At 72.9% G+C, this 23,096-nt stretch carries 22 protein-coding genes; 14 read left to right on the forward strand and 8 right to left on the reverse strand.

The features are described from left to right. Positions 1-98 precede the first annotated feature (98 nt). From AC3IX6_RS32330 to AC3IX6_RS32370, 9 genes are all read left to right on the forward strand, one after another. Entirely contained in the window at positions 99-428 is a 330-nt protein-coding gene (locus AC3IX6_RS32330; protein WP_489366833.1) for a CU044_2847 family protein, read from the forward strand. Positions 429-433: 5 nt separating this feature from the next. Continuing rightward, positions 434-4,813, forward strand: a complete 4,380-nt coding sequence (locus AC3IX6_RS32335; RefSeq protein ID WP_489366834.1) for a tetratricopeptide repeat protein — start codon at positions 434-436, stop codon at positions 4,811-4,813. Positions 4,814-4,902: 89 nt separating this feature from the next. Continuing rightward, positions 4,903-5,742 (forward strand): HipA family kinase, encoded by an 840-nt coding sequence (locus AC3IX6_RS32340; RefSeq protein WP_327307865.1) that lies wholly within the window; start codon positions 4,903-4,905, stop codon positions 5,740-5,742. Then, positions 5,739-6,122 (forward strand): DUF3037 domain-containing protein, encoded by a 384-nt coding sequence (locus tag AC3IX6_RS32345; RefSeq protein ID WP_489366835.1) that lies wholly within the window; start codon positions 5,739-5,741, stop codon positions 6,120-6,122. Before AC3IX6_RS32340 ends, AC3IX6_RS32345 begins: the two co-directional genes overlap by 4 nt. Before the next feature lie 205 nt (positions 6,123-6,327). After that, a complete protein-coding gene (gene fabG, locus AC3IX6_RS32350) occupies positions 6,328-7,089 on the forward strand; it encodes a 3-oxoacyl-ACP reductase FabG (protein ID WP_489366836.1) in 762 nt (253 codons plus the stop codon). A 19-nt stretch (positions 7,090-7,108) separates the two neighbouring features. After that, on the forward strand, positions 7,109-7,870 hold the full coding sequence (locus AC3IX6_RS32355) for an SDR family oxidoreductase (protein ID WP_489366837.1): 762 nt from the start codon (positions 7,109-7,111) through the stop codon (positions 7,868-7,870). A gap of 152 nt (positions 7,871-8,022) precedes the next feature. Then, the gene (locus AC3IX6_RS32360; RefSeq protein WP_489366838.1) at positions 8,023-9,606 is read left to right on the forward strand and encodes an ABC transporter substrate-binding protein; all 1,584 of its coding nucleotides are present in this window, start codon (positions 8,023-8,025) and stop codon (positions 9,604-9,606) included. A 195-nt stretch (positions 9,607-9,801) separates the two neighbouring features. Beyond that, positions 9,802-10,470 (forward strand): uracil-DNA glycosylase, encoded by a 669-nt coding sequence (locus AC3IX6_RS32365; RefSeq protein ID WP_243339745.1) that lies wholly within the window; start codon positions 9,802-9,804, stop codon positions 10,468-10,470. Between the two features lie 96 nt (positions 10,471-10,566). Then, positions 10,567-11,067, forward strand: a complete 501-nt coding sequence (locus AC3IX6_RS32370) for a hypothetical protein (RefSeq protein ID WP_489366839.1) — start codon at positions 10,567-10,569, stop codon at positions 11,065-11,067. Positions 11,068-11,127: 60 nt separating this feature from the next. Here AC3IX6_RS32370 and AC3IX6_RS32375 read toward each other — a convergent pair whose 3' ends face one another. Together AC3IX6_RS32375 and AC3IX6_RS32380 are read right to left on the reverse strand one after the other, a co-directional pair. Beyond that, entirely contained in the window at positions 11,128-11,715 is a 588-nt protein-coding gene (locus AC3IX6_RS32375) for a hypothetical protein (RefSeq protein WP_489366840.1), read from the reverse strand. A gap of 72 nt (positions 11,716-11,787) precedes the next feature. Next, positions 11,788-12,312 carry a DinB family protein gene (locus AC3IX6_RS32380; protein WP_489366841.1) on the reverse strand — a complete coding sequence of 175 codons (525 nt, stop codon included), beginning with the start codon at positions 12,310-12,312 and terminating at the stop codon, positions 11,788-11,790. 82 nt (positions 12,313-12,394) lie between these two features. Here AC3IX6_RS32380 and AC3IX6_RS32385 point away from each other — a divergent pair, with 82 nt between their 5' ends. Then, on the forward strand, positions 12,395-13,300 hold the full coding sequence (locus tag AC3IX6_RS32385) for a Gfo/Idh/MocA family protein (protein WP_489366842.1): 906 nt from the start codon (positions 12,395-12,397) through the stop codon (positions 13,298-13,300). Positions 13,301-13,319: 19 nt separating this feature from the next. Here the strand turns inward: AC3IX6_RS32385 and lnt are convergent, their stop codons facing one another. The 5 genes from lnt to AC3IX6_RS32410 all read right to left on the reverse strand — a co-directional run bounded on the left by lnt (position 13,320) and on the right by AC3IX6_RS32410 (position 17,436). Then, positions 13,320-14,882 (reverse strand): apolipoprotein N-acyltransferase, encoded by a 1,563-nt coding sequence (gene lnt / locus AC3IX6_RS32390; RefSeq protein ID WP_489366843.1) that lies wholly within the window; start codon positions 14,880-14,882, stop codon positions 13,320-13,322. Positions 14,883-14,931: 49 nt separating this feature from the next. Then, on the reverse strand, positions 14,932-15,411 hold the full coding sequence (locus tag AC3IX6_RS32395; RefSeq protein WP_489366844.1) for a nuclear transport factor 2 family protein: 480 nt from the start codon (positions 15,409-15,411) through the stop codon (positions 14,932-14,934). Positions 15,412-15,480: 69 nt separating this feature from the next. Beyond that, on the reverse strand, positions 15,481-15,657 hold the full coding sequence (locus tag AC3IX6_RS32400) for a DUF8839 family protein (protein ID WP_243339660.1): 177 nt from the start codon (positions 15,655-15,657) through the stop codon (positions 15,481-15,483). Between the two features lie 114 nt (positions 15,658-15,771). Further along, positions 15,772-16,650, reverse strand: a complete 879-nt coding sequence (locus AC3IX6_RS32405; protein WP_489366845.1) for an undecaprenyl-diphosphate phosphatase — start codon at positions 16,648-16,650, stop codon at positions 15,772-15,774. A 48-nt stretch (positions 16,651-16,698) separates the two neighbouring features. After that, the gene (locus tag AC3IX6_RS32410; protein WP_489366846.1) at positions 16,699-17,436 is read right to left on the reverse strand and encodes a TVP38/TMEM64 family protein; all 738 of its coding nucleotides are present in this window, start codon (positions 17,434-17,436) and stop codon (positions 16,699-16,701) included. Between the two features lie 49 nt (positions 17,437-17,485). On the opposite strand from AC3IX6_RS32410, the gene AC3IX6_RS32415 reads away from it, so the two are divergent. The 4 genes from AC3IX6_RS32415 (at position 17,486) to AC3IX6_RS32430 (ending at position 21,528) form a co-directional block, all read left to right on the forward strand. Next, entirely contained in the window at positions 17,486-18,211 is a 726-nt protein-coding gene (locus tag AC3IX6_RS32415; RefSeq protein ID WP_489366847.1) for a DNA alkylation repair protein, read from the forward strand. A 272-nt stretch (positions 18,212-18,483) separates the two neighbouring features. Next, a complete protein-coding gene (gene tuf, locus AC3IX6_RS32420; protein WP_489366848.1) occupies positions 18,484-19,668 on the forward strand; it encodes an elongation factor Tu in 1,185 nt (394 codons plus the stop codon). 110 nt (positions 19,669-19,778) lie between these two features. Continuing rightward, positions 19,779-20,669: a patatin-like phospholipase family protein gene (locus AC3IX6_RS32425; protein WP_489371627.1), complete on the forward strand. Its 891-nt coding sequence runs from the start codon at positions 19,779-19,781 to the stop codon at positions 20,667-20,669. A gap of 67 nt (positions 20,670-20,736) precedes the next feature. Then, positions 20,737-21,528 carry a spermidine synthase gene (locus AC3IX6_RS32430; protein ID WP_489371628.1) on the forward strand — a complete coding sequence of 264 codons (792 nt, stop codon included), beginning with the start codon at positions 20,737-20,739 and terminating at the stop codon, positions 21,526-21,528. 101 nt (positions 21,529-21,629) lie between these two features. Here the strand turns inward: AC3IX6_RS32430 and AC3IX6_RS32435 are convergent, their stop codons facing one another. Beyond that, the gene (locus AC3IX6_RS32435; RefSeq protein ID WP_489366849.1) at positions 21,630-23,042 is read right to left on the reverse strand and encodes an MFS transporter; all 1,413 of its coding nucleotides are present in this window, start codon (positions 23,040-23,042) and stop codon (positions 21,630-21,632) included. Positions 23,043-23,096 lie beyond the last annotated feature (54 nt).

The raw sequence follows: 23,096 nt of genomic DNA on the forward strand, positions 1-23,096 counted from the left end.
CGTCGGGAAGCCGCCCGCATCCGGTGGTTGCGCCACTACTCTGCCTGCAGACCCGGTCGCTCCCCAAGGCGGCCGAAGCGATGAATCCGGGGGGATCCGTGGCCGAGCTGGTGCGTTTCGAGGGTCCTGACGGGACCTCGCTGCTGATCGAGGCCGAGGAGGACGCCCCGGGGCTGGAGCGGATCTCCCGCGACGCCGGCGGCGTGGTGCAGGCGGGCCGCCGGCTGGAGGACGCGCTGGCCGAGGTCCGGCCCGCGATCCGGTCGGTGATCGACTCGGTCAGGGCCCTGGGCCCGGACGAGTACGAGGTCGAGTTCGGGATGAAGCTCAATGCGGAGTCCGGCGTGGTGATCGCCAAGACCGCGGTCGAGGGGCACTTCAACGTCAGGATCCACTGGAGCCGGTCCGCCGCCGACACCACGGGCTGACCCCCTTGTCCGCAGCGCGGGAGCGCCCGCCCTGGCTGGTCAGCATCCGCCGCTCCCGGGACGAGGACCCCGTCGGCGCCGGCCTGCTGGTCACCCCGCGGCACGTGCTGACCTGCGCCCACGTCGTACGGTCGGGCGCGGCGCCGGGCGTGCCCGAGGACCCGGTGTTCGTCGAGTTCCAGTACGCGCAGGCGCACGACCCGCTGCCCGCTACGGTCGTACCCGGCGGCTGGCACCCGCCCGTCGGCGCCGAGTCCGGGGACGTCGCGGTGCTCGAACTCGGCTCGCCGGCGCCGCCCGAGGCGGTGCCCGCCCCGCTGCGGACCACCGACTCCGGCACGTGGGACCACCAGTTCCGCGCGTACGGCTACCCCCGGGAGCACCCGCGCCGTGGGGTTCCGGTGCGCGGCGAGATCATCGGCCCGGCCGGCAGCGAATGGCTCCAGGTCGAGGCGAGCCCGCACAGCGGCTGGTCGCTCGAACAGGGCTTCTCCGGCTCACCCGTCTGGGATGTGAACGGCGAGGGCGTCGTCGGCATGCTGGTCGCCCGCGATTCCGTCGCCAAGATCGACCGGCGCACGGCGTACGCGATCAAGGTCGAGACCCTGGTCCGCTACTGGCCCGCGCTCGCACCGTACGTACGCGACGTCACGACACGGGAGATGACGGAGCGCCTGGAGAGCCTCCTGTGGCTCCCCCTGACCGAGGACGGGGAGATCCCGCGCGTCGACCAGGTGGACCCGCACGACATCGGGGTCTCCCGCTCCAAGTACAGCGACCACCCCGGGCACTCGCCCTACGTATCGCGCCAGCCGCAGGACGGCCAGCTCGACGCCGCCCTGGCCGGCTCGCGCTTCGTCCTGCTGGCCGGGAGGTCCAAGGCCGGCAAGTCCCGCACCCTGTACGAGGCGCTGATGCGCACGATGCCCGACGCCCGGCTGATCGTGCCGCGGCTCGACGGCACGGACCGCCGGATCCTCGACGACCTGAGCCGGCTCAACCTGCCCTCCGGCCACGGCCGGGCCGTGGTCTGGCTCGACGACCTGCACCGCTACCTCCGCCCCGGCGGCCTGGACCTGCAGATCCTCGAACGGCTGGCCCGCAGGCAGCCCGGCGTCACGGTCGTCGCCACCATCCCGGCCAAACAGCGGGCCGCCCTGACCGGCATGGAGAACGACCTCGGCCGCGTCGCCCGTACGGTCCTCGGCAAGGCGCACACCGTCGAACTGCCGCCGGTCCTCGGCCCGGAGGACGCCGCCGTCGCGGGGGAGCTCTATCCCCGCGAGGACTTCGCCGGGCGGGGCATCGGCGAGCAGATGGTCGCCGCCCCCGGAGTGGAACAGCGCTACGACGACGGGGCGGACAGCTGTCCCGAAGGCTGGGCGGTGGTCAAAGCGGTGACCGACTGGCACCGGATGGGCATGACAGGGCCGGTCCCCGAGCCCGTCCTCCTGGACCTCTTCCGCGCCTACATGCCCGCGCACCACCCCCAGTTCGTCCCCGACGAGGCGCTGTACCGGACCGGCCTGGCCTGGGCCCGGGAGCCGGTGGTCGGAGCCGTCGCCCTCGTCTACCAGGTGCCGGGGCCGCAGGGCCTGCCCGCGTACACCGGATTCCCCTACACCTCGGAGTACCTGGACACCCGCACCGACGATCCGTCCGCCCTCGTGCCCCGGTTCGCCTGGGACTACCTCGCCGACCGCCGGACCGCCGCCGAGCTGCTGCCGATCGCGTACACGGCGCTGGTGCGCGAGGAGCCCGACGTCGCCGAGCTGCTGCTGCGGCGGATCGCCGGATCGCTGGAGGAGGACCGGGACGGCTCGGCCTGGGCCTTCTTGGTGCTCGGTCAGATAAGGCTGGTGCACGGAGACTTCGACGAGGCCGTGACACTGCTGGACGCGGCGGCCTCCTCCGGTGCGGAGAACGTGGCCCCGCTCGCCCAGGTCGAACTGGCCGGCGCGCTGGTGATGACCGGTGAGCGCACGCGCGCCAGGGGACTGCTGGAGAGCGCCCTCGGCTCCGCGGACCCGCAGGTCTCCCAGCTGGCGCAGGTGGGCCTCGCACGCGTCCTGGTCATGCAGGGCGACACCGAACAGGCCGAGCAGCTGCTCGAAGCCGTCATCGCCTCCGGGGACATGGAAGCCGAGCCCCTGGCCACCGCCCAGCTGGTCAGATCGCTGACCGAGGGCGACGTGGCCGGCGTACGGACCGGCCGCGCGCCCGGCACCGAGCTCGGCAAGCCCGCCACCGGCCTGGGCACCCCCAGGGGCCTGGGCTCGGCGGAACCCGCGGAGCGGCCGTGGGCCCTGCCGCGGATGGTCGGCGAGGACGTCGCCGCCCAGATCACCTCCCTGGCCCGCGCGAACCTCGGTGGACTCTTCGTCCACCAGGGGAAGCTGGACCGCGCGGAGAGCCTGCTGCGCTCGGTGATCGACAGCGGCATGACCCACGTCGTGCCCTGGGCCCAGGCGGACCTGGGCGCACTGCTGAGCGAGCAGGAGAGGTACGACGAGGCCCGGGAACTGCTCACGGCGGCGATCGACTCCGGACACCCGCTGGTCTTCCCCACGGCACAGGTCACCCTGGCCATCGTGCTGCTGGGACAGGGCGAGGCCGAGCAGGGCCTGGCCGTCCTGGGCGAGGCAGCCGCCTCCGGACACCCCAGCCAGGGGCTCCGGGCGGCCTGCGCACTCGGCGAATGGCACACGGAACTGGGCGATCCGGCCGTAGCCGAGGAGTGGCTGGAACTCGCGGCCTCCGCCGGACACCCGGACTGGTCGCCGCCGGCCCGCATCGCCCTGGCCGTACTGCTGGCCCGCCAGGAGGGCGGGGTGGCGCGGGCGCGCGAACTGCTCGTGGAGGTGATCGGCTGCGGGCATCCCCACCAGGGTCCCCGCGCCGCCGGGCTCCTCGGGGACCTGCTCGTACGGGAGGAGCTCCCGCGGGAGGCCGAGGACGCGTACCGCATCGCCGTCGACGCCGGGCACTGGCACTGGTCGCCGCCCGCCCGCATCGCCCTCGCCATGGTGCTGTCCGGCCGGGAAGGCGGGGCGGCGCGGGCACGCGAACTGCTCGTGGAGGTGATCGACTCCGGACACCCCCACCAGGGCCCGCGCGCCGCGGACCTGCTCGGGGACCTGCTCGTACAGGAGGGGCTCCCGCGGGAGGCCGAGGACGCGTACCGCACCGCGATCGACTCCGGGCACCCGCACTGGGCGCTGATCGCCCGCTACGACCTGGCCGTCCTGCTCGCCGACCACGAGGACCTCGGACGCGCCGAGGACCTGCTGCGGGAACTGGCCGACTCCGCCGACCTGACGGCGGCGACCTGGGGGCGGGCCCTGCTCGGCATGGTGATCATCCGCAGCGGCCGGCGTCCCGAGGGGATCGCGCACCTGCGGGCCGCGGGTGACGCGGGCGTGCACCCCGCCGCGCCCATGGCCCGTTTCCAGCTGGCCAAGTGCCTGTCCGAGGACGGCGACGACGAAGGCGCCGCCGAGCTCCTGCGCTCGGTCGTACGGGACGAGCCCTCGGACGTCACCGAGGCCGCCAGGGCCTCCCTGTGCGTCCTGCTGCTGCGCCGGGGCGACCGCGAGGCGGCCGACGAACTCCTGATGGGCGTGGAGAACTCGGACGACGCCGGGGCGATCGCCCTGGCCTACCTCGGCACCGGCGAGTACCTGCTGGACGTGGGGGACCTCGGCGCCGCCGGCGACCTCCTCGAAGCCGCGCTGGACATCGGCGACCCGCGGACGGCGCCGCGCGCCGGAGCCCTGCTCGGGGTCGTACGGCGTTCCATGGCCCACGACGGCTCGGCGGAAGCGCGCAGGCTCCTGGAGGGGGCCCGCAGGCTGCTCACCGACGCCCTGGCCACCGGGGACCCGGCGGTCGAACCCCTGGCCCGGCGCTACCTCGGCAGCACCCTCTTCCGCCTCGGCCTGTACGCCGACGCGGAACGGGCCCTGCTCCCCCTGGCCCGCTCCGACGACGCCCGCCACCGGCCGCAGGCGCTGCTGCTGCTCGCGCAGGTCCTGGCGGTCGGCGAGCGGCCGGCGCAGGCGTACCCGTGGTTCGAGGAGGCCATCGCCTGCGGCGACCCGGACTCGGAGTCCGAAGCCCGGCGCATGTACTGCGAACTGCTGGTGAGCGCGGGCCTCCTGGAACGGGCGGGCGCCATCCTCGCAGCGGGAACCCCACCCGAATCCGCACCGCAACCCCTACCGCCCCCACCCCGCCCCGAACCCTCCGCCCCGCAGCCGAACCAGCACCCGAACGCACTCCCGGCACGGGTGCTGTCGCTCCTGGGGGACGTCGCGGCGGCCGAGGGCGACGAGAACGAGGCCCGCTACTGGTACGCCCGGGCCGCGGCCCCTCCGGGCCGGTAAGGGCGCCCGGACCAGCCTCCCCCGACCCCGCCGGCCACGGGCCGGAAAACCCGGGATCGTGGAGTCCGGCCGCCGGATAGCCTGGGGAAATGCTCACAGAAGTGATCGCGACCCGTTACGTCACGCCTCTGCGGGAGGGCGGCTCGCTCCCGGGAATCGTGGAAGCCGACGATCTCGGCACGTACGTCATGAAGTTCACCGGAGCCGGCCAGGGGCGCAAGACCCTGGTCGCCGAGGTCATCTGCGGCCGCCTGGCCCAGCGGCTGGGGCTGCGCGTCCCCAGGCTGGTGCAGATGCAGCTCGACCCGGTCATCGGGCTCGGTGAGCCCGACCAGGAGGTCCAGGAGCTGCTCAAGGCCAGCGGCGGGCTGAACCTCGGGATGGACTACCTCCCCGGCTCGATCGGCTTCGACCCGCTCGCCTACCAGGTGGACCCCGTGGAGGCGGGACGCGTGGTCTGGTTCGACGCCCTGATCAACAACGTCGACCGGTCCTGGCGCAACCCGAACATGCTGGTCTGGCACGGGGACCTCTGGCTCATCGACCACGGCGCCACCATGATCTGGCACCACAACTGGCCCACCGCCGGGAGCGCCGCGGCCAAGCCCTACAACGCATCCGACCACGTACTGGCCCCGGTCGGCCCGGACATCGCCGCGGCGGCGGCCGCGCTCGCGCCGCTGGTCACCGAGGAGCTGCTCACCGAGGTCGCGGCCGACGTGCCCGACGAGTGGCTGGTCGACGAGCCGGGCTTCGACTCCACCGACGCGCTGCGCCGCGCCTATGTGGAGGCCCTGCTGCCGCGCGCGGCCACGATCCACGAGAGGATCACGATGGAGGCCGAGGCGAAGGTCCGGTCGGGTCCGCCCGGCTGGCTCGCCGACCGCCTCGACCCCCGTCCCCGGAAGATGAAGAGCGACAGCGAGTGATCAAGCGGGACGTGTTCGAGTACGCGCTGGTGCGTGTGGTGCCCCGGATGGAGCGCGGCGAGTGTTTCAACGCCGGTGTGATCGTCTACTGCCGGGCGCGCTCGTACGTCGCCGCGCGCACCCATCTGGACGAGGCGAAGCTGCTCGTCCTGGATCCGGAGGCCGACGTGGCCGGGGTGCGAGCCGCGCTGCGCGGGGTCGAGGGAGTGTGCACGGGCGGCGAGTTCGCCGGGCAGGCGGCCGGCGACGACGCGGGGCGGCGGTTCCGCTGGCTGATCGCACCGCGGAGCACCGTCGTGCAGCCCGGCCCGGTGCACATCGGCCTGACGGCCGACCCCGCCGTGGAGGTGGAGCGGCTGCTGGACCTGCTGGTCCGGTAGTCCGGCGGCGCGGTCCCTGCCGGTCCTCCGGGTGCGGCCCCGTCGCGGGGGCTCAGCCCCCGCACCCCCGCGCCTCAACGCCGGCGGGGCTGGATCCGCTCCCCGTTGACACGGAGTGCCAGGGCTCCTAGCGTCTCCTCAGCTGAAGCTACTAAGCGGTTGCTCACCTCTGAGGGGCCGCTTTCCCGAGGCGAGGAGATCCAGCATGTCCACCACCGAGCAGCGCGTCGCGATCGTGACCGGGGCGGCCCGGGGCATCGGCGCCGCCACTGCCGTACGCCTGGCCGCCGAAGGCCGGGCGGTCGCCGTACTCGACCTGGACGAGGCGGCCTGCAAGGACACCGTGGAGACGATCACGGCGGCCGGCGGCACGGCCGTCGCGATCGGCTGCGACGTCTCCGACAGCGCGCAGGTGGAGGCCGCCGTCGAGCGGGTGGCGAGCCTGCTCGGCGCCCCGACCATCCTCGTCAACAATGCGGGTGTGCTGCGGGACAACCTGCTCTTCAAGATGAGCGACACCGACTGGGACACCGTCATGAACGTGCACCTGCGCGGTGCGTTCCTGATGTCGAAGGCTTGTCAGAAGCACATGGTGGCGGCCAAGTTCGGCCGGATCGTGAGCCTGTCCAGCAGCTCGGCGCTCGGCAACCGCGGCCAGGCCAACTACTCGGCGGCGAAGGCCGGTCTGCAGGGCTTCACCAAGACCCTGGCCATCGAGCTCGGCAAGTTCGGCATCACCGCGAACGCGGTGGCCCCCGGTTTCATCGTCACCGAGATGACCGCCCACACGGCCGCCCGGGTCGGCATGGACTTCGAGGACTTCCAGGCCGCGGCCGCCACCCAGATCCCGGTGCAGCGCGTCGGGCGCCCGGACGACGTGGCGAACGCCATCGCCTTCTTCACCGGCGAGTCCGCCGGCTTCGTTTCCGGCCAGGTCATGTACGTGGCCGGCGGCCCGCTCAGCTGACGAGAGGCAGGCGCACACCATGACGTACGACGCAACGGACAGCGGCAGGGTCGCACTGATCACCGGGGCGAGCCGGGGCATCGGCTACGGCATCGCCGAGGCCCTGGTGGCACGCGGCGACCGGCTCTGCATCACCGGCCGGAACGAGGAGGCCCTCAAGGAGGCCGTCGAGCGGCTCGGTGCGGACCGGGTGATCGCGGTCGCGGGCAAGGCGCACGACGAGGCCCACCAGGCCGTCGCCGTGGAACGCACGATGGAGGCCTTCGGCCGCGTCGACTTCCTGATCAACAACGCGGGGACCAATCCGGTCTTCGGGCCGATCGCGGACCTGGACCTCGGGGTCGCCCGCAAGGTCTTCGAGACCAACGTGATCTCGGCGCTCGGCTTCGCCCAGCGGACCTGGCACGCCTGGCAGAAGGAGAACGGCGGGGCGATCGTCAACATCGCCTCGATCGCCGGCGTCTCCGCCTCGCCCTTCATCGGGGCGTACGGGATGAGCAAGGCGGCCATGGTCAACCTGACGCTCCAGCTCGCCCACGAGATGGCGCCGGGGGTCCGGGTCAACGCGATCGCGCCCGCGGTGGTCAAGACGAGGTTCGCGCAGGCGCTCTACGAGGGCCGGGAGCAGGAGGCCGCGGCGGCGTACCCGCTGGGCCGCCTCGGGGTTCCGGAGGACATCGGAGGGGCCGCCGCGTTCCTCACATCTGCACAAGCGGAATGGATCACGGGACAAACTCTCGTCGTTGACGGGGGAATGTTCCTCAATGCCGGGGTGCATTGACCGATAATCGGACGCATTTGCCTCCGAGGAGGAGGCAAATGCGTACCGAATGGGCACGTAATCGGTCAAGTGCCGCACGAAACCTACCCATTGGTTTCGTGATGCTCTGCGGTAGGGTCTGCCGCACCCCTGGCTGATCGAGGAGCGTGCACGTGTTCAACCGGACCAGATGCCTGCAGATCACTGCGGCCCTTGCGTCCATATCCCTGCTCTCCGGATGCGGCCTGTTTTCGGACGACGGCGGCAATGGAGAACAGCGGATTGTCGTCGGAACGACGAGCGCACCCACGACCCTCGATCCCGCCGCGGCCTGGGACGGTTCCTGGGAGCTCTACCGGAACGTCTACCAGACCCTGCTGGCGTTCCCCACGGGTGCCACCAAGCCCCAGCCGGACGCCGCGCAGAACTGCGAGTTCACCGACGCCGGGAACGAGTCGTACCGCTGCACCATCCGCAAGGGTCTGAAGTTCTCCGACGGCGAGCCGCTCGACGCCAAGGCCGTCAAGCACTCCCTGGACCGGATCAGGACCATCAACGCCCAGTCCGGCCCCAAGGCCCTCTTCGGCAGCCTCGACAAGATCGAGACCCCGGATTCGCAGACGGTGGTCTTCCACCTGAACACCCCGGACGCCACCTTCCCCTTCGTGCTCGGCTCCCCGGCCGCCTCGCTCGTCTCGCCGAAGCAGTACCCGGCCGACAAGCTGCGCGAGGGCGACAAGGTCACCGGCTCCGGCCCGTACACCCTCGAGTCGTACAAAGAGGCCGGCGAGGCGGTCCTGAACCGCAACGAGAGCTACAACGGCTTCGCCAACCGCCGCAACGGCGGGGTCACCATCCGCTACTTCGCGGACTCCAAGAAGATGATCGCTGCCCTCAAGGGCAAGGAGATCGACGCGACCTACCGCGGCCTCTCCGCCGACGAGGTCAAGGACCTCCAGGCCCCCGCCTCGCACGACGCGGGCGTCCAGGTCGTCGAGAACGTCGGCTCGGAGATCCGCTACCTGATCTTCAACCCCACGGACCCGCAGGTCGCCAAGGCCGAGGTGCGCCGGGCGATCGCGCAGATCGTCGACCGCGGGGCGCTCGTCTCGAAGGTCTACCAGGGCACCGCCGAGCCGCTCTACTCGATGGTCCCCAAGGGCGTCGTCGGCCACAAGACGCCGTTCTACGACTCCTACGGCCAGCCGGACGTGGCCAAGGCCAAGAAGGCCCTCAAGGACGCCGGGATCCCCACGCCGGTGAACCTGACCTTCTGGTACACCACCGACCGCTACGGCGCCTCCACCGCGGACGAGTTCACCGAGCTCAAGCGCCAGCTCGACGAGAGCGGGCTCTTCAAGATCACCCTGCGCGGGCAGCCCTGGAAGGCCTTCCAGGAGGGCTACAAGAAGGGCGAGTACCCGGTCTTCGGCCGCGGCTGGTTCCCCGACTTCCCGGACCCGGACAACTTCATCGCGCCGTTCGTCGGCAAGGAGAACGCGGTCGGCACCCCGTACGAGTCCACCGAGATCCTGAACGTGATCCTGCCCAAGTCCCGCCGCGAGAGCGACCGGTCGGCCGGCCTCCACGAGTTCGAGAAGGCCCAGCAGATCTTCGCCGACGACGTCCGGCTGCTGCCCCTGTGGCAGGGCAAGCTGTACGTCGCCGCCCGCGACGACATCGCCGGCGCGGAGCGCGCGCTCGACCCGCAGACCGTCATGCAGCTGTGGGAGCTCTACCGCAAGACCAGCTGGTAGCAGGCCCGTACGCCGCCCCGCCCGTCCGCACCGCCCACCCGGGCGGGGCGGGCGGGCGTCGCGTTGTCAGTGGCCACCGGTAAGTTCTGGACCAGTCGCGCGAAGCAGTTGCGCGAGCGCCGATGCGTGCAGACACGCGGACGCGCAGACGTGAGTCTCGAACAACGTGTACCGGAGGTTGTCGCCGTGACCCAGATGCTGCCCGAGTCCTGGCTCCCCGTCCTCGGCGGAGAGCTGGACCAGCCCTACTTCAAAGAGCTCACCGAGTTCGTCGAGAAGGAGCGGGCGAACGGGCCGGTCTACCCGCCCCGCGAGCAGGTCTTCGCCGCCCTGGAGGCCACCGCGTTCGACCAGGTGAAGGTGCTGGTCCTCGGCCAGGACCCGTACCACGGCGCGGGCCAGGGCCACGGGCTGTGCTTCTCCGTGCAGCCCGGTGTGAAGACCCCGCCCTCGCTGCGCAACATCTACAAGGAGATGCACGCCGAGCTGGGCACCCCCATCCCGGACAACGGCTACCTGATGCCGTGGGCCGAGCAGGGCGTCCTACTGCTCAACGCGGTGCTCACCGTCCGCGAGGCCGAGCCCAACTCGCACAAGGGCAAGGGCTGGGAGAAGTTCACCGACGCGGTGATCCGCGCGGTGGCCGCGCGCCCCGACCCGGCCGTCTTCGTCCTCTGGGGGGCGTACGCGCAGAAGAAGCTCCCGCTGATCGACGAGGAGCGGCACGCGGTCGTCAAGGGCGCGCACCCCTCCCCGCTGTCGGCGAAGAAGTTCTTCGGCTCCCGCCCCTTCACCCAGATCAACGAGGCCGTCGCCGCCCAGGGGCATGCGCCGATCGACTGGCGGATCCCGGACCTGGGCTGACGCCCGACCGCGCCTAGGCGGCATTGCAGGTGCCTCCGGCTAGCGTCTTGATGATCAGACCGGAGCAGGTCTGACGGGAACAAGCCGGAGGCCGCGTTGACGGAGCAGCAGGAGGCGTCCGAGGACGCCGTCATGACCAGGATCGGCCAGGCGGCCATCCTGCTGCACGCCGGCGACCGCGAGGAGGCCCGCAACCGGCTCGGCGAGATCTGGTCCGAGATCGGCACGGAGGGCGACTCCCTGCACCGCTGCACGCTCGCGCACTACCTCGCCGACGCGCAGGACGACCCCGCCGAGGAGCTGGCCTGGGACCTGCGGGCCCTGGCCGCCGCGCACGCCGACTCCGACGGTCCCGGCCCGCCCTCGGCCGTACGGGTCTTCTACCCGTCGCTGCACCTGAGCCTGGCCGCCGACTACGTGAAGCTACGGCGCCCCGAGGCGGCCAGGATCCACCTGGCGCGGGCCCGCGCCGCCACCGGGGCCCTGGCCGACGACGGGTACGGGAACGGCGTCCGGGCCGCCATCGCGCGCCTGGAGCGCCGGCTCGCGGCGGAACCGGGGGAGGAGCCCCGGCCGTTCCCGGAACAGAACCAGTAGCGGGAGCCGGGCCCGGGGACCGGAGCCGGAGACCGGGACCGGGCCCAAGGCGCCGGGCCGTCAGCCGCCCTGCACGCCCGCGCAGATACGGGCCTCCGGGCTGTCCGGATGCCAGCGCCCGTGCCGGCGGCCCAGCGCGCACACGTCGGCCGGCCGTACCGGCAGCTCCCGCACCAGCTCCCGCGGCACCTCGCCGCCCTCGGCCCGGGGCCGCCCGGGACGCTGTTCACCGGGACGCCCGTCGGCGTGGTCCCGCTGCCCGCCGGGCCGCCGGGGCTCCGGGATGTCCGGGACCGCCGCGGCGGCCGCCGGGCCTCCGCGGCCCCCGGGCCGCCCGGTCCCGGCCGCCTCCGCGGCCCCGCCCGCGGCCCGCGGGACGGCGGCCCGGCCGGACGTGGAGGGCGCCGGACCGGCGGGCCGCCCCGGCAGCGCCTCCACGGCCTCCAGCGCCTCCAGGGCGGGTGCCCGGACGACCACCGGCGTGGTACCCGGCCCGCCGCGGGGCTCGTGCCGGGGCGGCGCGCCCGGGGTGCCGGGGGCGGGCGCCGGCTGCATGGCGGCCGGGGTCACACTCACGCAGCCGGAGACGGCCGAGACCGCACAGGCGACGCCGAGCAGCAGCTTTGTCGTGGTTCGGGTTGGATGCACTCACACAACTCTGCTGTGCGAAGACCCCGTTGCGAAAACCCGGAGCCGATATTCACCCCGCACGGGTGACGGCTACTCGCCCGTGGCGCCGTCGATGTGCTCCCGCAGCAGGTCCGCGTGCCCGTTGTGGCGCGCGTACTCCTCGATCATGTGGGTGTAGACCCAGCGCAGGCTGAACACCTCGCCACGGCGGTGGCTCTCGGGCTTCGACGCGAGGTCCAGCGACTGGCCGGCCGCGGCCTGCCGGGCCAGCTCGATCTCGGTCCGCCACACCTGCTCGGCGGCGGCCCAGGTGTCCCCGTCGGTGAAGTGGAAGTCCCCGTCCGGGTCCTCGCGGGTGCTGTACAGCTCGGGCAGGTCCTCGTCCAGCATGATCTCGCGGAACCAGTACCGCTCCACCTCGGCCATGTGCCGCACCAGCCCCAGCAGGCTCAGTGCGGACGGCAGCAGCGGAGTGGTGCGCAGCTGCGCGTCGGACAGTCCCTCGCACTTCCAGGCCAGGGTGGAGCGGTGGTAGTCGAGCCAGCCGTCGAGCATCTCGCGTTCGTCGGCCGTTGTGGAAGGTTCGGCACGGTGGGATCCGTCACTGATCGTCATACGTCTCATCCTGGTCGAACACGTCGGTGGTCACCACCGATTAGGCTGCGTACTTCCACGAGGAACAAACCTGGAGGTCCCGGTGAAGGTCGGCTGTATCGGACTCGGCGACATCGCGCAGAAGGCGTACCTGCCCGTCCTGACCACCCGCCCGGGGCTCGAACTGCACCTGCAGACCCGTACCCCGGCCACCCTCGACCGGGTCGGCGCCCAGCACCGCGTCCCGGCCGAACGCCTGCACACCGACCTCGACTCGCTGCTCGCGCAGAAGCTCGACGCGGCCTTCGTGCACGCCCCGACGGCCGTCCACCCCGAGATCGTGGAACGGCTGCTGGAAGCGGGCGTACCGACCTACGTCGACAAGCCGATCGCCTACGAGCTCGCGGAATCGCGCCGCCTGGTCGAACTGGCCGAGGAGCGCGGGGTCTCCCTCGCCGTCGGCTTCAACCGCCGCCACGCGCCCGGCTACGCGCAGTGCGCCGACCACGCGCGCGACCTGATCGTCATGCAGAAGAACCGGGTCGGCCTGCCCGAGGACGTACGGACCTTCGTCCTGGACGACTTCATCCACGTCGTCGACACCCTGCGCTTCCTGCTGCCCGGCGAGGCCGACCAGGTCGACGTACGGGCCGTGGTGCGGGACGGCCTGATGAGCCAGGTGGTGCTTCAGCTGTCGGGTACGGGCTTCACCGCGCTCGGCATCATGAACCGGCTCTCCGGTTCCACGGAGGAGGTGCTGGAGGTCTCCGGACAGGACACCAAGCGGCAGGTCGTCAACCTCGCGGAGGTCATCGACCACAAGGGCCAGCCCACCGTCCGGCGGCGCGGGGACTGGGTGTCGGTGGCCCGCCAGCGCGGCATCGAGCAGGTCGTCGACTCCTTCCTGGAGGCCGTCGCCGCGGGCACGACCCTCAGCGCGCGCGACGCGCTGCTGACCCACGAACTGTGCGAGCGGGTCGTGCGCTCGGCTCTGGACCAGGCGTCCTGAGCGGGCGGAATCCGGGAGGCTACCCGGGCGGCGTCCGCGGGGTCCCGAGGGACGCCCCGGCGGGTTTCCCGAGCCGCACGGAGCGGGCGCCGGCAGCCGCGCAGTAGACGGCCAGAGCGGCGAGCGCGGCGCCGACCGGCCAGTCCCCGAAACGGACGTACAGGGTCGTGCCCCGCGCCAGCGGGACCTCGTACACCCGCGCCGTGCTCGCCGAGGTGGACAGCGCCGGCCCGATCCGCTCGCCGGACGGGCCGCGCACCTCGCTGATGCCCGTGAGGGTGGCGTGGACCATGGGACGGCCGGTCTCGGCGGCGCGCAGCGCGGACAGCGAGGCGTGCTGCGCCGGTGCCCAGCTGCCCTGGAAGGTGGACGTGGCCGACTGGTCGACCAGCAGGGCGGCGCCCTCGCGGGCGAGGTGGCGGCTCATGTCCGGGAACGCCGACTCGAAGCAGACCAGCGGGCCGAGGCGGACGTCCGCCCGGCCGGGCAGGTTCATCAGGACCGGAGCACTGCCCGGGACGCGGTTCTCCTCCGCGGCCTTGCCCACCGAGGTGGCCCAGCCCAGCAGCGCGCGGGCCGGTACGTACTCGCCGAACGGCACCAGGCGCATCTTGTCGTACTGGTCACCGGTCGGGCCCCCGGGACCGACGAGCACCGCCGATTTGCGGATCCCCGGCCGGTCGGCGGCCCGCGCGTCCACGTTGACCAGCAGCGGAGCCCCCACCCGCGCCGACAGGTCGGCGAGCCGCCGGGCCAGGTCCGGGCGGGCCCCCAGGTCCTCGCCGACACTGCTCTCCCCCCACACCACGAGGTCCGGGCGGAGCCCGGCCAGGGTCCCGGTCAGTCGCTCCCCGACGGCGAACCGCCGCTCCGCGCTGTCCGGGGAGTCCGGGAGCAGGCCCGGCTGTACGAGGGCCACGCGCAGTGCGCCCGCCGGCTCCGGGCGGGGCGCCCACAGCCACACCACCCCCGTCAGCACCGCGCAGCCCGTCACCCCGGCCAGCGCCGGCATCCGCGCCCCCGGCGCCGTGATCAGCAGCGCCAGCGCACAGTTCACCGCCACGACCAGCAGCCCGACCAGCCAGACCCCGCCCACCGAAGCCAGCCGCAGCGCGGGCGCCACCTGCCACTGACTGGCACCGAGCAGCCCCCACGGCCCGCCCAGCCCCTGCCAGGACCGGGCCAGCTCCGACAGCAGCCAGCCCGCCGGTACGAGGACCAGCGCGGCCGCCGCCCGCCCCGGCCCCGGGGCCCCGCCGAGCAGCTCCCGCACCAGCAGCGCCCAGGGAATCCAGAGCAGGCCCACGAGCGCCGCCACGGCGAAGAGGAACACGTGCAGGCTGGGCAGCAGCCAGTGGTGGACGGCGAAGACGAAGCCGGCGCCGCCGAGCCAGCCCTCCAGGGCCGCGCGCCGGCCGGTGGGGGCCGACCTCAGCAGCAGGATCCAGGGCACGAGGGCGACGTAGGCGAACCACCACAGCGCCGGGGCGGGGAAGGCGAGGCAGGGCAGCGCTCCCGCCGTGACCGCCGCCGGCGCACGCCACCACGGGACCCGCTTCGAGACCGCCGAGACCATCAGCATTGCGTAGGGCCTCCGCTTCCAGTGTGGAACAGCCCTTCTCGTCCATCCATCAGAACGACATGTGCCGCCACTTCTCGTGGACGGTGACCCGCGAGAGCCGCCAGCCGGACCGGGCGGTACGGGCGACGGCGAAGGTGTAGCGGCCCGCCGCGACGAAGTTGGGCGCGGTCACGGGGGGCCCGCCGTCGTCGGGCTCCTCACCGGCGAGCCGCATGGGATTGAGGAAGTCGGCCCGGACCTCCGCCGTGTCACCGGGGGAGCCGCCCAGGTCCGCGATCCGGATCAGCCGGTTCACGATCAGGTGCTGGCGCACCGGGAACAGCTTCATCGTCTCCGCGAGCCAGTCCGCGACCTCCCCGGCCGGGCCCTCGATCCCGCCGGCCGAGGTGTAGTCGGCCCGCCCGCCCGGGGCGAACAGGGCGCGGTACGCGTCCCAGTCCCCGTCGTCCACGGCGATGGCGTACCCCGTGACCAGCTCGTCGATCGCCAGTCGGTCCATCACGCCCGCAAGGTCCACACGCTGCGTCATCGGGTCAGTGTGGGGGCGCGGGCCGCGAAGGCCAAGGGGTGTGCGCGGCCCGGATGCCCCGGCACCGGATCAGTGACCTGAACGCGCCTCCCGGGGACGGACCACCACGAGGTAGGCGTCGCTCGCCAGATCCATGACCACCTCCGCGGGCACGCCCTCGCGCATCCGCTGCGCCGCGTACTCCTCGGCCGGCCAGCTCCCCCTCGGACTTCCGGCCGGAAACCGCTCCAACACCACTCGACCCATGGGACACCCCCTGCTGTTCGTCTTCAGGTCTCTCCCTCCACAACGACGCGGAGGCCGCCCGGGAACGTTCCCGGGCGGCCTCCGATTCACGCGAAGCGGTGAGTGAGCCCCGTACTAGCCGGCCGACTCGCCCGCGTGGGGGCTGAGCACACCCATGCCGATCAGCACGAACAGCAGGATGCCGAGCAGCACCCGGTAGATCACGAAGGGCATGAAGCTCTTGCTGGAGATGAACTTCATGAACCAGGCGATGACCGCGTAGCCGACGAGGAAGGCGATGACCGTGGCGAAGATCGTCTGAGGCCATTCGATGTGGCCCGGGTTCTCCATCACGTCCTTGATCTCGAACAGGCCCGAGGCCAGCACGGCCGGGATCGCGAGGAGGAAGGAGTAACGGGCCGCCGCCTCGCGGGTGAAGCCCAGCAGCAGGCCGCCGGAGAGCGTCGCACCCGACCGGGACACACCCGGGATCAGGGCCATCGCCTGGCAGAGACCGAAGATGAGGCCGTCCTTGACGCCCAGTTCCTTCAGGGTCTTGCGCTCGCGGACGACGCGGTGCCGACCGCCCTCCTCGTCGCGCGCCGCCAGCCGGTCGGCGAAGCCGAGCACGAGGCCCATCACGATGAGGGTGGTGGCGATCAGCCGCAGATCGCGGAACGGGCCCTCGATCTGGTCCTTGAAGGCGAGGCCGAGGACACCGATCGGGATCGAGCCGACGATCACCAGCCAGCCCATCTTGGCTTCCTGCTCGGAGCGCAGCGCCTTCGTGTACAGCGAGCGGAACCAAGTGGAGATGATCTTCGCGATGTCCTTGCGGAAGTAGATCAGTACGGCGGCTTCGGTGCCGATCTGCGTGATGGCGGTGAAGGCCGCTCCCGGATCGTGCCAGCCGGCGAACGCCGCGGTCAGCCGCAGATGGGCGCTGGAGGAGATCGGGAGGAATTCCGTAAGTCCTTGGACGAGACCGAGGATGAGGGATTCGATCCAGTTCATGTCGGGGTGCGCTCGTCCTTGTGATCGTCGGGCAGTTCGGGTCCGATGCTAGGGCCCGTGCGGTGCCGCCGTGACCACAGGGGGGTGTACGGCCGTCAGTTCACGTACCGGCACCGGACGCTCGGGCCTCCGTACGGGCGCCAGCCGGTGCCGCTTGCGCCAGGCGACGACCGCCGCCCCCACCGCGGAGAGGGCGATGAAGCCGAACGAAGCGAGGAACGCGGGGGAGGTCGGAGAGGAGGCGCTGGCCCCCGCGATCACGTACGCGGCGGTGTTCGGGACCACGCCGATCGCGGTGGCCAGGAGGAAGGGGAGCCAGCCGCAGCGGGACAGCGCGGCGGCGTAGTTGGCCACGGCGAAGGGCAGTCCGGGGAAGATCCGGACCGCGAGCATCGAGCGGAAGCCGTGCCGGGCCAGCTGGTCGTCGGCCGCCTGCAGCCAACGGCCGCGGATCAGCGGACGCAGGGCGTCGCGCCCCATCATCCGGCCGAGACCGAAGGAGATCCCCGCCCCGATGACCGAGCCGCCGACCGCCGCGACCAGGCCGAACTGGGAGCCGAAGAGGGCTCCCGAGGCCAGGTTCAGCAGCGGGCGCGGCACCAGGGCGGCCGTGCACACCCCGTACGCCGCGGCGAAGAGCAGGACGGCGGTGCCCACCGGGAGCCCCGGCGGCCAGCCCTCCGAGAGCAGGCGCTGGGGCTCGAACAGCACGACGCAGACGCCGGCCGCGAGGAGCAGCACGACGAGCAGCGAGAGCCGCGTCCACGGCGCGAGGAGGAGGGACATTCCGGGAGACTAGCCGACCCCCCTGTCGGAGCGCCGTAATCTGGGCCTCATGCAGTCGAACGACCGGCGGCCGCCGCGGGCCGCGCACAGCGACCTGGCAGAGCTGCTGGTGGCTCGGCTCACGGAGTCCTACGGCGCCGCGGCCGACGCGGGGCGGGCCGCGCCCATGGCCGCGTACATGAAGGACGTCTCGCCCTTCCTCGGCATCCCCACCCCGCAGCGCCGCGAGCTGTCCCGGGCCGTGACCAAGGACACCCCGAAACCGTCCGAAACGGACTGCGCGGCCCTCGCGCTGCGCTGCTGGGAGCTTCCGGAGCGTGAGTACCGCTACTTCGCCGTCGACTACCTGCGCCGGCACGTCTCCCGCTGCTCCTCCGGCTTCCTGCCCGTGGTCCGGCACCTGATCGTGACCGACCCCTGGTGGGACACCGTCGACCTGCTCGCCGCGCACACGGTCGGGCCGCTCGTGGCGGCCGACCCGGCGCTCGCCGCCGTCATGGACGAGTGGATCGGGGACGAGGACCTGTGGGTGGCCCGCACCGCCCTGCTCCACCAGCTCCGGTACAAGGCCGCGACCGACACCGACCGGCTCTTCGCGTACTGCCGCCGCCAGAGCGGCCACCCCGACTTCTTCGTCCGCAAGGCCATCGGCTGGTGCCTGCGCGAGTACGCCAAGACGGACCCCGCCGCCGTACGCGCCTTCGTCACCGCCGAGCGCCCGTCCCTGTCCCCGCTCTCGGTGCGCGAGGCACTGAAGAACACCGGCGGGGCGTAAGCCGGGCGGCGCGAAATCCATTGGCCTGGCCGCGCCCGCTCCGGCAGGATCGACCGCATGTCCAGGCACGCCTTCCCCGCAGCGCCGTCCGCAGTCGCGGACGCGCCGAAGGCTGCCGTCCCCGCACAGCTCGCCGCAGGCGCAACCGCATTCGGCGGCGCACGAAGCTGACCCTTCCCGGATCGTCCGGCGGACCCCACAGGGGGAGGGTCGGTTCGCTCGGGGGGTCCCGTCATTCGAGTTTCAGCTTCGGAATCACACGGGAAGACATCATGGCCAAGACGGCCTTCGTGCGCACCAAGCCGCACCTCAACATCGGCACCATGGGTCACGTCGACCACGGCAAGACGACGCTGACCGCCGCCATCACCAAGGTCCTCGCCGAGCGCGGCGGCGCCTCCTTCGTGCCGTTCGACCGGATCGACCGGGCTCCCGAGGAGGCCCGGCGCGGCATCACCATCAACCTCACGCACGTCGAGTACGAGACCGACACCCGGCACTACGCCCACGTGGACATGCCGGGCCACGCCGACTACATCAAGAACATGGTCACCGGCGCGGCCCAGCTCGACGGGGCGATCCTCGTCGTCTCCGCCCTCGACGGGGTCATGCCGCAGACCGCCGAGCACGTCCTGCTCGCCCGGCAGGTGGGCGTGGACCACATCGTCGTCGCGCTGAACAAGGCCGACGCCGGGGACCCCGAGCTCACCGACCTGGTCGAGCTGGAGGTCCGCGAGCTGCTCACCGCGCACGGCTACGGCGGGGACGGAGCGCCCGTCGTACGGGTCTCCGGGCTCGGGGCGCTGGACGGCGACCCGCAGTGGACCTCGTCGATCGAGGCCCTGCTCGACGCCGTGGACACGTACGTGCCCATGCCCGTGCGGTACACCGACGCGCCGTTCCTGATGCCGGTGGAGAACGTCCTCACCATCACCGGTCGCGGCACCGTCGTCACCGGCGCCGTCGAGCGGGGCACCGTGGCCATGGGCGACCGCGTGGCCCTGCTCGGCGGCGGGAGCGAGGGCGCGGCCGTGGAGTCCGTGGTCACCGGACTGGAGACCTTCGGGAAGCCGATGGAGTCCGCCGAGGCCGGGGACAACGTCGCGCTGCTGCTGCGCGGGGTGCCCCGCGACGCGGTGCGCCGCGGGGACGTGGTGGCCGCGCCCGGCAGCGTCGTACCGCGGCGCCGCTTCACGGCGCGGGTGTACCTGCTGTCCGGCCGCGAGGGCGGCCGCACCACGCCGGTGGCGACCGGCTACCGGCCCCAGTTCTACATCCGCACCGCCGACGTGGTGGGGAACGTGGACCTGGGCGAGGCGGGCCCGGCCAGGCCGGGCGACACGGTCACCATGACCGTGGAGCTCGGGCGGGACGTCCCGCTGGAGAGCGGGCTCGGCTTCGCGATCCGCGAGGGCGGGCGCACCGTCGGGGCCGGGACGGTGACCGAGGTCCGCTAGCGGGCCGGCAGCGGCCGGGCGGTACCCGCTGTGGTGGCGGTGGTCGGCTTGCGCCAGACTGCCGTCACCACAGGCATGCGGGGAGGGAGCGGTTCGTGGACGACGACAGCATGAGCGGCGGCAGCGGCGAAGGCAGCGGCGGCGGGGAAGACAAGGGCACGGCTCTGGTGCTCGGCGGCGGCGGGCTGACCGGCGTCGGCTGGGAGGCCGGGATGCTCTACGGGCTCGCCCGCGCGGGCGTCGACCTGACCGGCGCCGACCTCGTCGTCGGGACCTCGGCCGGTTCGGTCGTCGGCGCGCAGCTCACCTCCGGACTGCTCACCCCGCAGGAGCTGTACGAGCGCCAGCTCGGCGACCCCGGCGGGGAGCTCCCCGCGAAGCTGGGAGCCTCCCTGATCGGGCGGTACGCCGTCGCGATGGTGCGCTCCCGCGACGCGAAGTCCTACCGGCGCCGGATCGGCGCCTTCGCCCTCGCCGCCGACACGGAGCCGGAGGGCGTGCGCCGCAAGGTGCTGGAAGCCCGGCTGGTGTCGCACGACTGGCCCGAGCGGCGCCTCGTCGTCGCCGCGGTGGACGCGCTGACCGGCGAACTCGCCGCCTTCGAGCGCGGGAGCGAGGCCGGGCTGGTCGATGCCGTCTCGGCGAGCTGCGCCGTACCCGGGGTGTGGCCGCCCGTGACGGTCGCGGGGCGGCGGTTCGTCGACGGCGGGATCCGCTCCGCGACCAACGCCGACCTCGCCTCCGGCTACGGGCGCGTGGTCATCCTCGCGCCGATGGCCACGGGCGCCGGACTGATCCCCTCGCCCGCGTCGCAGGCCGCGCGCCTGCGGGAGGCCGGGGCGAAGGTGCTGCTGATCACCCCGTCGTCGCAGGCCCGCAAGGTCTTCGGACGCAACGTACTGGACCCCGCGCGCCGCGATCCCGCCGCGCGGGCGGGGCTGGAGCAGGCCGCGGTCCACGTGGAGCAGGCGCGCGAGGTGTGGGCGGCTCCGGGGGCCTGACAATGGTGCGGTGAGTGACGAACAGATCCCGGTGATCCGGGACGTGGCCCAGGGCACCGCCAAACTGATGCCGGACATCGACCGGGAGCGGGCCTGGCTGCTCACCGTGGACGGGGCGCCGCAGTCGTACGTGGACCTCGACGACCCGAAGCACCTGGAGTTCGAGTACGTACGCCGCCTCGCGCACGTCCTGGACTGCGTGGGCGAGCCGGGGGCCGCGCTGGACCTGCTGCACCTGGGCGGCGGCGCGCTGACCCTGCCGCGGTACGCGGCGGCTAGCCGGCCGGGGTCGCGGCAGGACGTGGTCGAGTTCGACGCCGGGCTCGTCGCGCTGGTCGGGGAGTTCCTGCCGGTGGCGGCCGGGAGCGGGATCACGGTGCACGTCGCCGACGCGCGGGCCTGGCTGGCCGCGGCGCCGGACGCGAGCGCGGACGTGGTGGTGGGGGACGTCTTCGGCGGATCCCGGGTGCCCGCTTCGCTGGCCTCGGCGGAGTACGCCCGGGAGGTGGCGCGGGTGCTGCGGCCCGGCGGGGTGTACGTGGCCAACCTCGCGGACGGGGCGCCGTTCGGCTTCCTGCGCGGGCAGCTCGCGAACTTCGCCGTGGTCTTCGGGGAGTTGGCGCTGATCGCGGAGCCGGGGGTGCTGAGGGGGCGGCGGTTCGGGAACGCCGTGCTGCTGGCTTCGGCGCGTGAGCTGCCGGTGGCGGAGCTCTCGCGGGTGTGCGCGGGCGACGTGTTTCCCGCGCGGGTGGAGACGGGGGCGGGCCTCGCGCGGCTGATGCGGGGGGCTCTGCCGGTGTCCGACGCCGATGCGGTGGCTTCGCCCGAGCCGCCGGAGGGGGCGTTCAGCCTCGGCTGAGGGACGTCCCGCTGCGCGGTGCGAAGTCCCCTACCCGCCCTTCGCCCGTTCCCCGGGCTCTGCCCGGACCTGCCCCGATGCTCCGCCCCGGACCCCGCGCCTCACACGCCAGCGGGGCGGGATTCGGCGGAGCTGGGCCGGGCCGGGCCCGGTCCGGCGGTGCCGGAGTCGGCGGTGCCGGAGTCGGCGGTGCCGGAGCCGGAGGGGCCGGAGTCGGAGGTGTCGGAGTCGGCGGGGCTCGACTTGGTGAGGGCGTCGGACGGTTTGCGGGTCATGTGGCGGACGTCCGGGACCAGGAGGACGGCTGCCGTCACCAGGATCACCAGGGCCGCGCAGCCCCAGAGGGCCGAGGTGCGGCCGACCGCGGATTCGACCGGGCCGGCCAGCGCCATGGCCAGCGGGAGCATGGAGAGCGAGCCGAACCAGTCGTAGGCGGAGACCCGGGAGAACATCTCCTCCGGGATCTCCTGGTGCATCGTCGTCATCCAGCTCACGGCGAACGCCTCGATGGCCACGCCGCTCACGAACATCGCCACGCACAGCCCCCACACCGGCAGCGGCACCGCCAGCCCCGCGGCGGGGAGCGCCAGCGGGAACACGCACAGGGTGCCGGCCAGGAGCAGGCGGCGAGGCTTCCAGACCATCATCAGGACGGCCCCGCCGATGGTGCCGAGTCCGAAGAAGGCCAGGGCCACGCCCCACGGAGCCGCCCCGCCCAGGCGCTCCAGCGCGACCAGGGGCCCGTAGACCGCTTCGGCGGCGCCGACGACGGCCATGACGACGGAGAACTGGAGCACGATGCTCCACAGCCAGGGGCGGCTCCTGAACTCCACCCAGCCCTCGCGCAGATCGGACAGCAGGCCGCCGCCGGGAGCGCGTTCGGCGACGTGGCCGACGTCGAGGAAGGCCCGCAGGGCTCCGGCGACGGCGAAGGCGGCCGCGTCCACGGCGAGCACCCAGCCGGGGCCCAGCAGGGCGACCATGGCCCCGCCGAGGGCCGCGCCGCCGACGCCGGCGCCGTTCATCGCCATCCGGAAGAGGGCGAAGGCGCGGTTGGCCTGCGCGCCCGAGACGGTGGCCATGAGCATGCCCTCGGCGGCCGGGTTGAAGAAGGCCGTACCGGTGCCGCACAGCGCCGTGAGCAGCATCATCTGCCACAGCTTCGGATCGCCGGTCAGGACGAGGAAGGCGAAGACGGCCTGCGAGAGGCAGTTGAGGGCGTTGGCCGCGACCATGACGTGGTGGCGGGGGATCCGGTCGGCGACCGCTCCGCCGATGAGCAGGAAGAGGACGAGCGGCAGCGTACGGGCGGCGGCCACCAGGCCGACGTCGCCGGCGGAGCCGCCCGCCTGGACGACCGCCCAGGTGGTCGCGATGAGCGCTCCGTGGCTCCCGAGGTTCGTGATGACCGCGGCACCCGTCAGCAGGGTGTAGTTGCGGCCGGCCCACTCGGGCCTGCGGCGCACGGCGGAAGGGCGGGCGGGACCGGGGGAGGAGGCGTCGGGAGAGCTCACCTCCGGACTATCCCCGTCCCGGGCCGGGAATCCAAACGGATTTCCGGCCCGGGA

The organism is Streptomyces sp. GL_141 (genome assembly GCF_057834385.1).

Coding starts and splice junctions, on each gene's coding strand:
- AC3IX6_RS32395 (WP_489366844.1), bottom strand. CDS start 15,411: ATGACGCAGCGTGTGGACCTTGCGGGCGTGATGGACCGACTGGCGATC.
- fabG (WP_489366836.1), top strand. CDS start 6,328: ATGTCCACCACCGAGCAGCGCGTCGCGATCGTGACCGGGGCGGCCCGG.
- AC3IX6_RS32410 (WP_489366846.1), bottom strand. CDS start 17,436: ATGTCCCTCCTCCTCGCGCCGTGGACGCGGCTCTCGCTGCTCGTCGTG.
- tuf (WP_489366848.1), top strand. CDS start 18,484: ATGGCCAAGACGGCCTTCGTGCGCACCAAGCCGCACCTCAACATCGGC.
- AC3IX6_RS32400 (WP_243339660.1), bottom strand. CDS start 15,657: ATGGGTCGAGTGGTGTTGGAGCGGTTTCCGGCCGGAAGTCCGAGGGGG.
- AC3IX6_RS32425 (WP_489371627.1), top strand. CDS start 19,779: ATGAGCGGCGGCAGCGGCGAAGGCAGCGGCGGCGGGGAAGACAAGGGC.
- AC3IX6_RS32430 (WP_489371628.1), top strand. CDS start 20,737: ATGCCGGACATCGACCGGGAGCGGGCCTGGCTGCTCACCGTGGACGGG.
- AC3IX6_RS32355 (WP_489366837.1), top strand. CDS start 7,109: ATGACGTACGACGCAACGGACAGCGGCAGGGTCGCACTGATCACCGGG.
- AC3IX6_RS32415 (WP_489366847.1), top strand. CDS start 17,486: ATGCAGTCGAACGACCGGCGGCCGCCGCGGGCCGCGCACAGCGACCTG.
- lnt (WP_489366843.1), bottom strand. CDS start 14,882: ATGCTGATGGTCTCGGCGGTCTCGAAGCGGGTCCCGTGGTGGCGTGCG.
- AC3IX6_RS32365 (WP_243339745.1), top strand. CDS start 9,802: ATGCTGCCCGAGTCCTGGCTCCCCGTCCTCGGCGGAGAGCTGGACCAG.
- AC3IX6_RS32405 (WP_489366845.1), bottom strand. CDS start 16,650: ATGAACTGGATCGAATCCCTCATCCTCGGTCTCGTCCAAGGACTTACG.
- AC3IX6_RS32340 (WP_327307865.1), top strand. CDS start 4,903: ATGCTCACAGAAGTGATCGCGACCCGTTACGTCACGCCTCTGCGGGAG.
- AC3IX6_RS32380 (WP_489366841.1), bottom strand. CDS start 12,312: ATGACGATCAGTGACGGATCCCACCGTGCCGAACCTTCCACAACGGCC.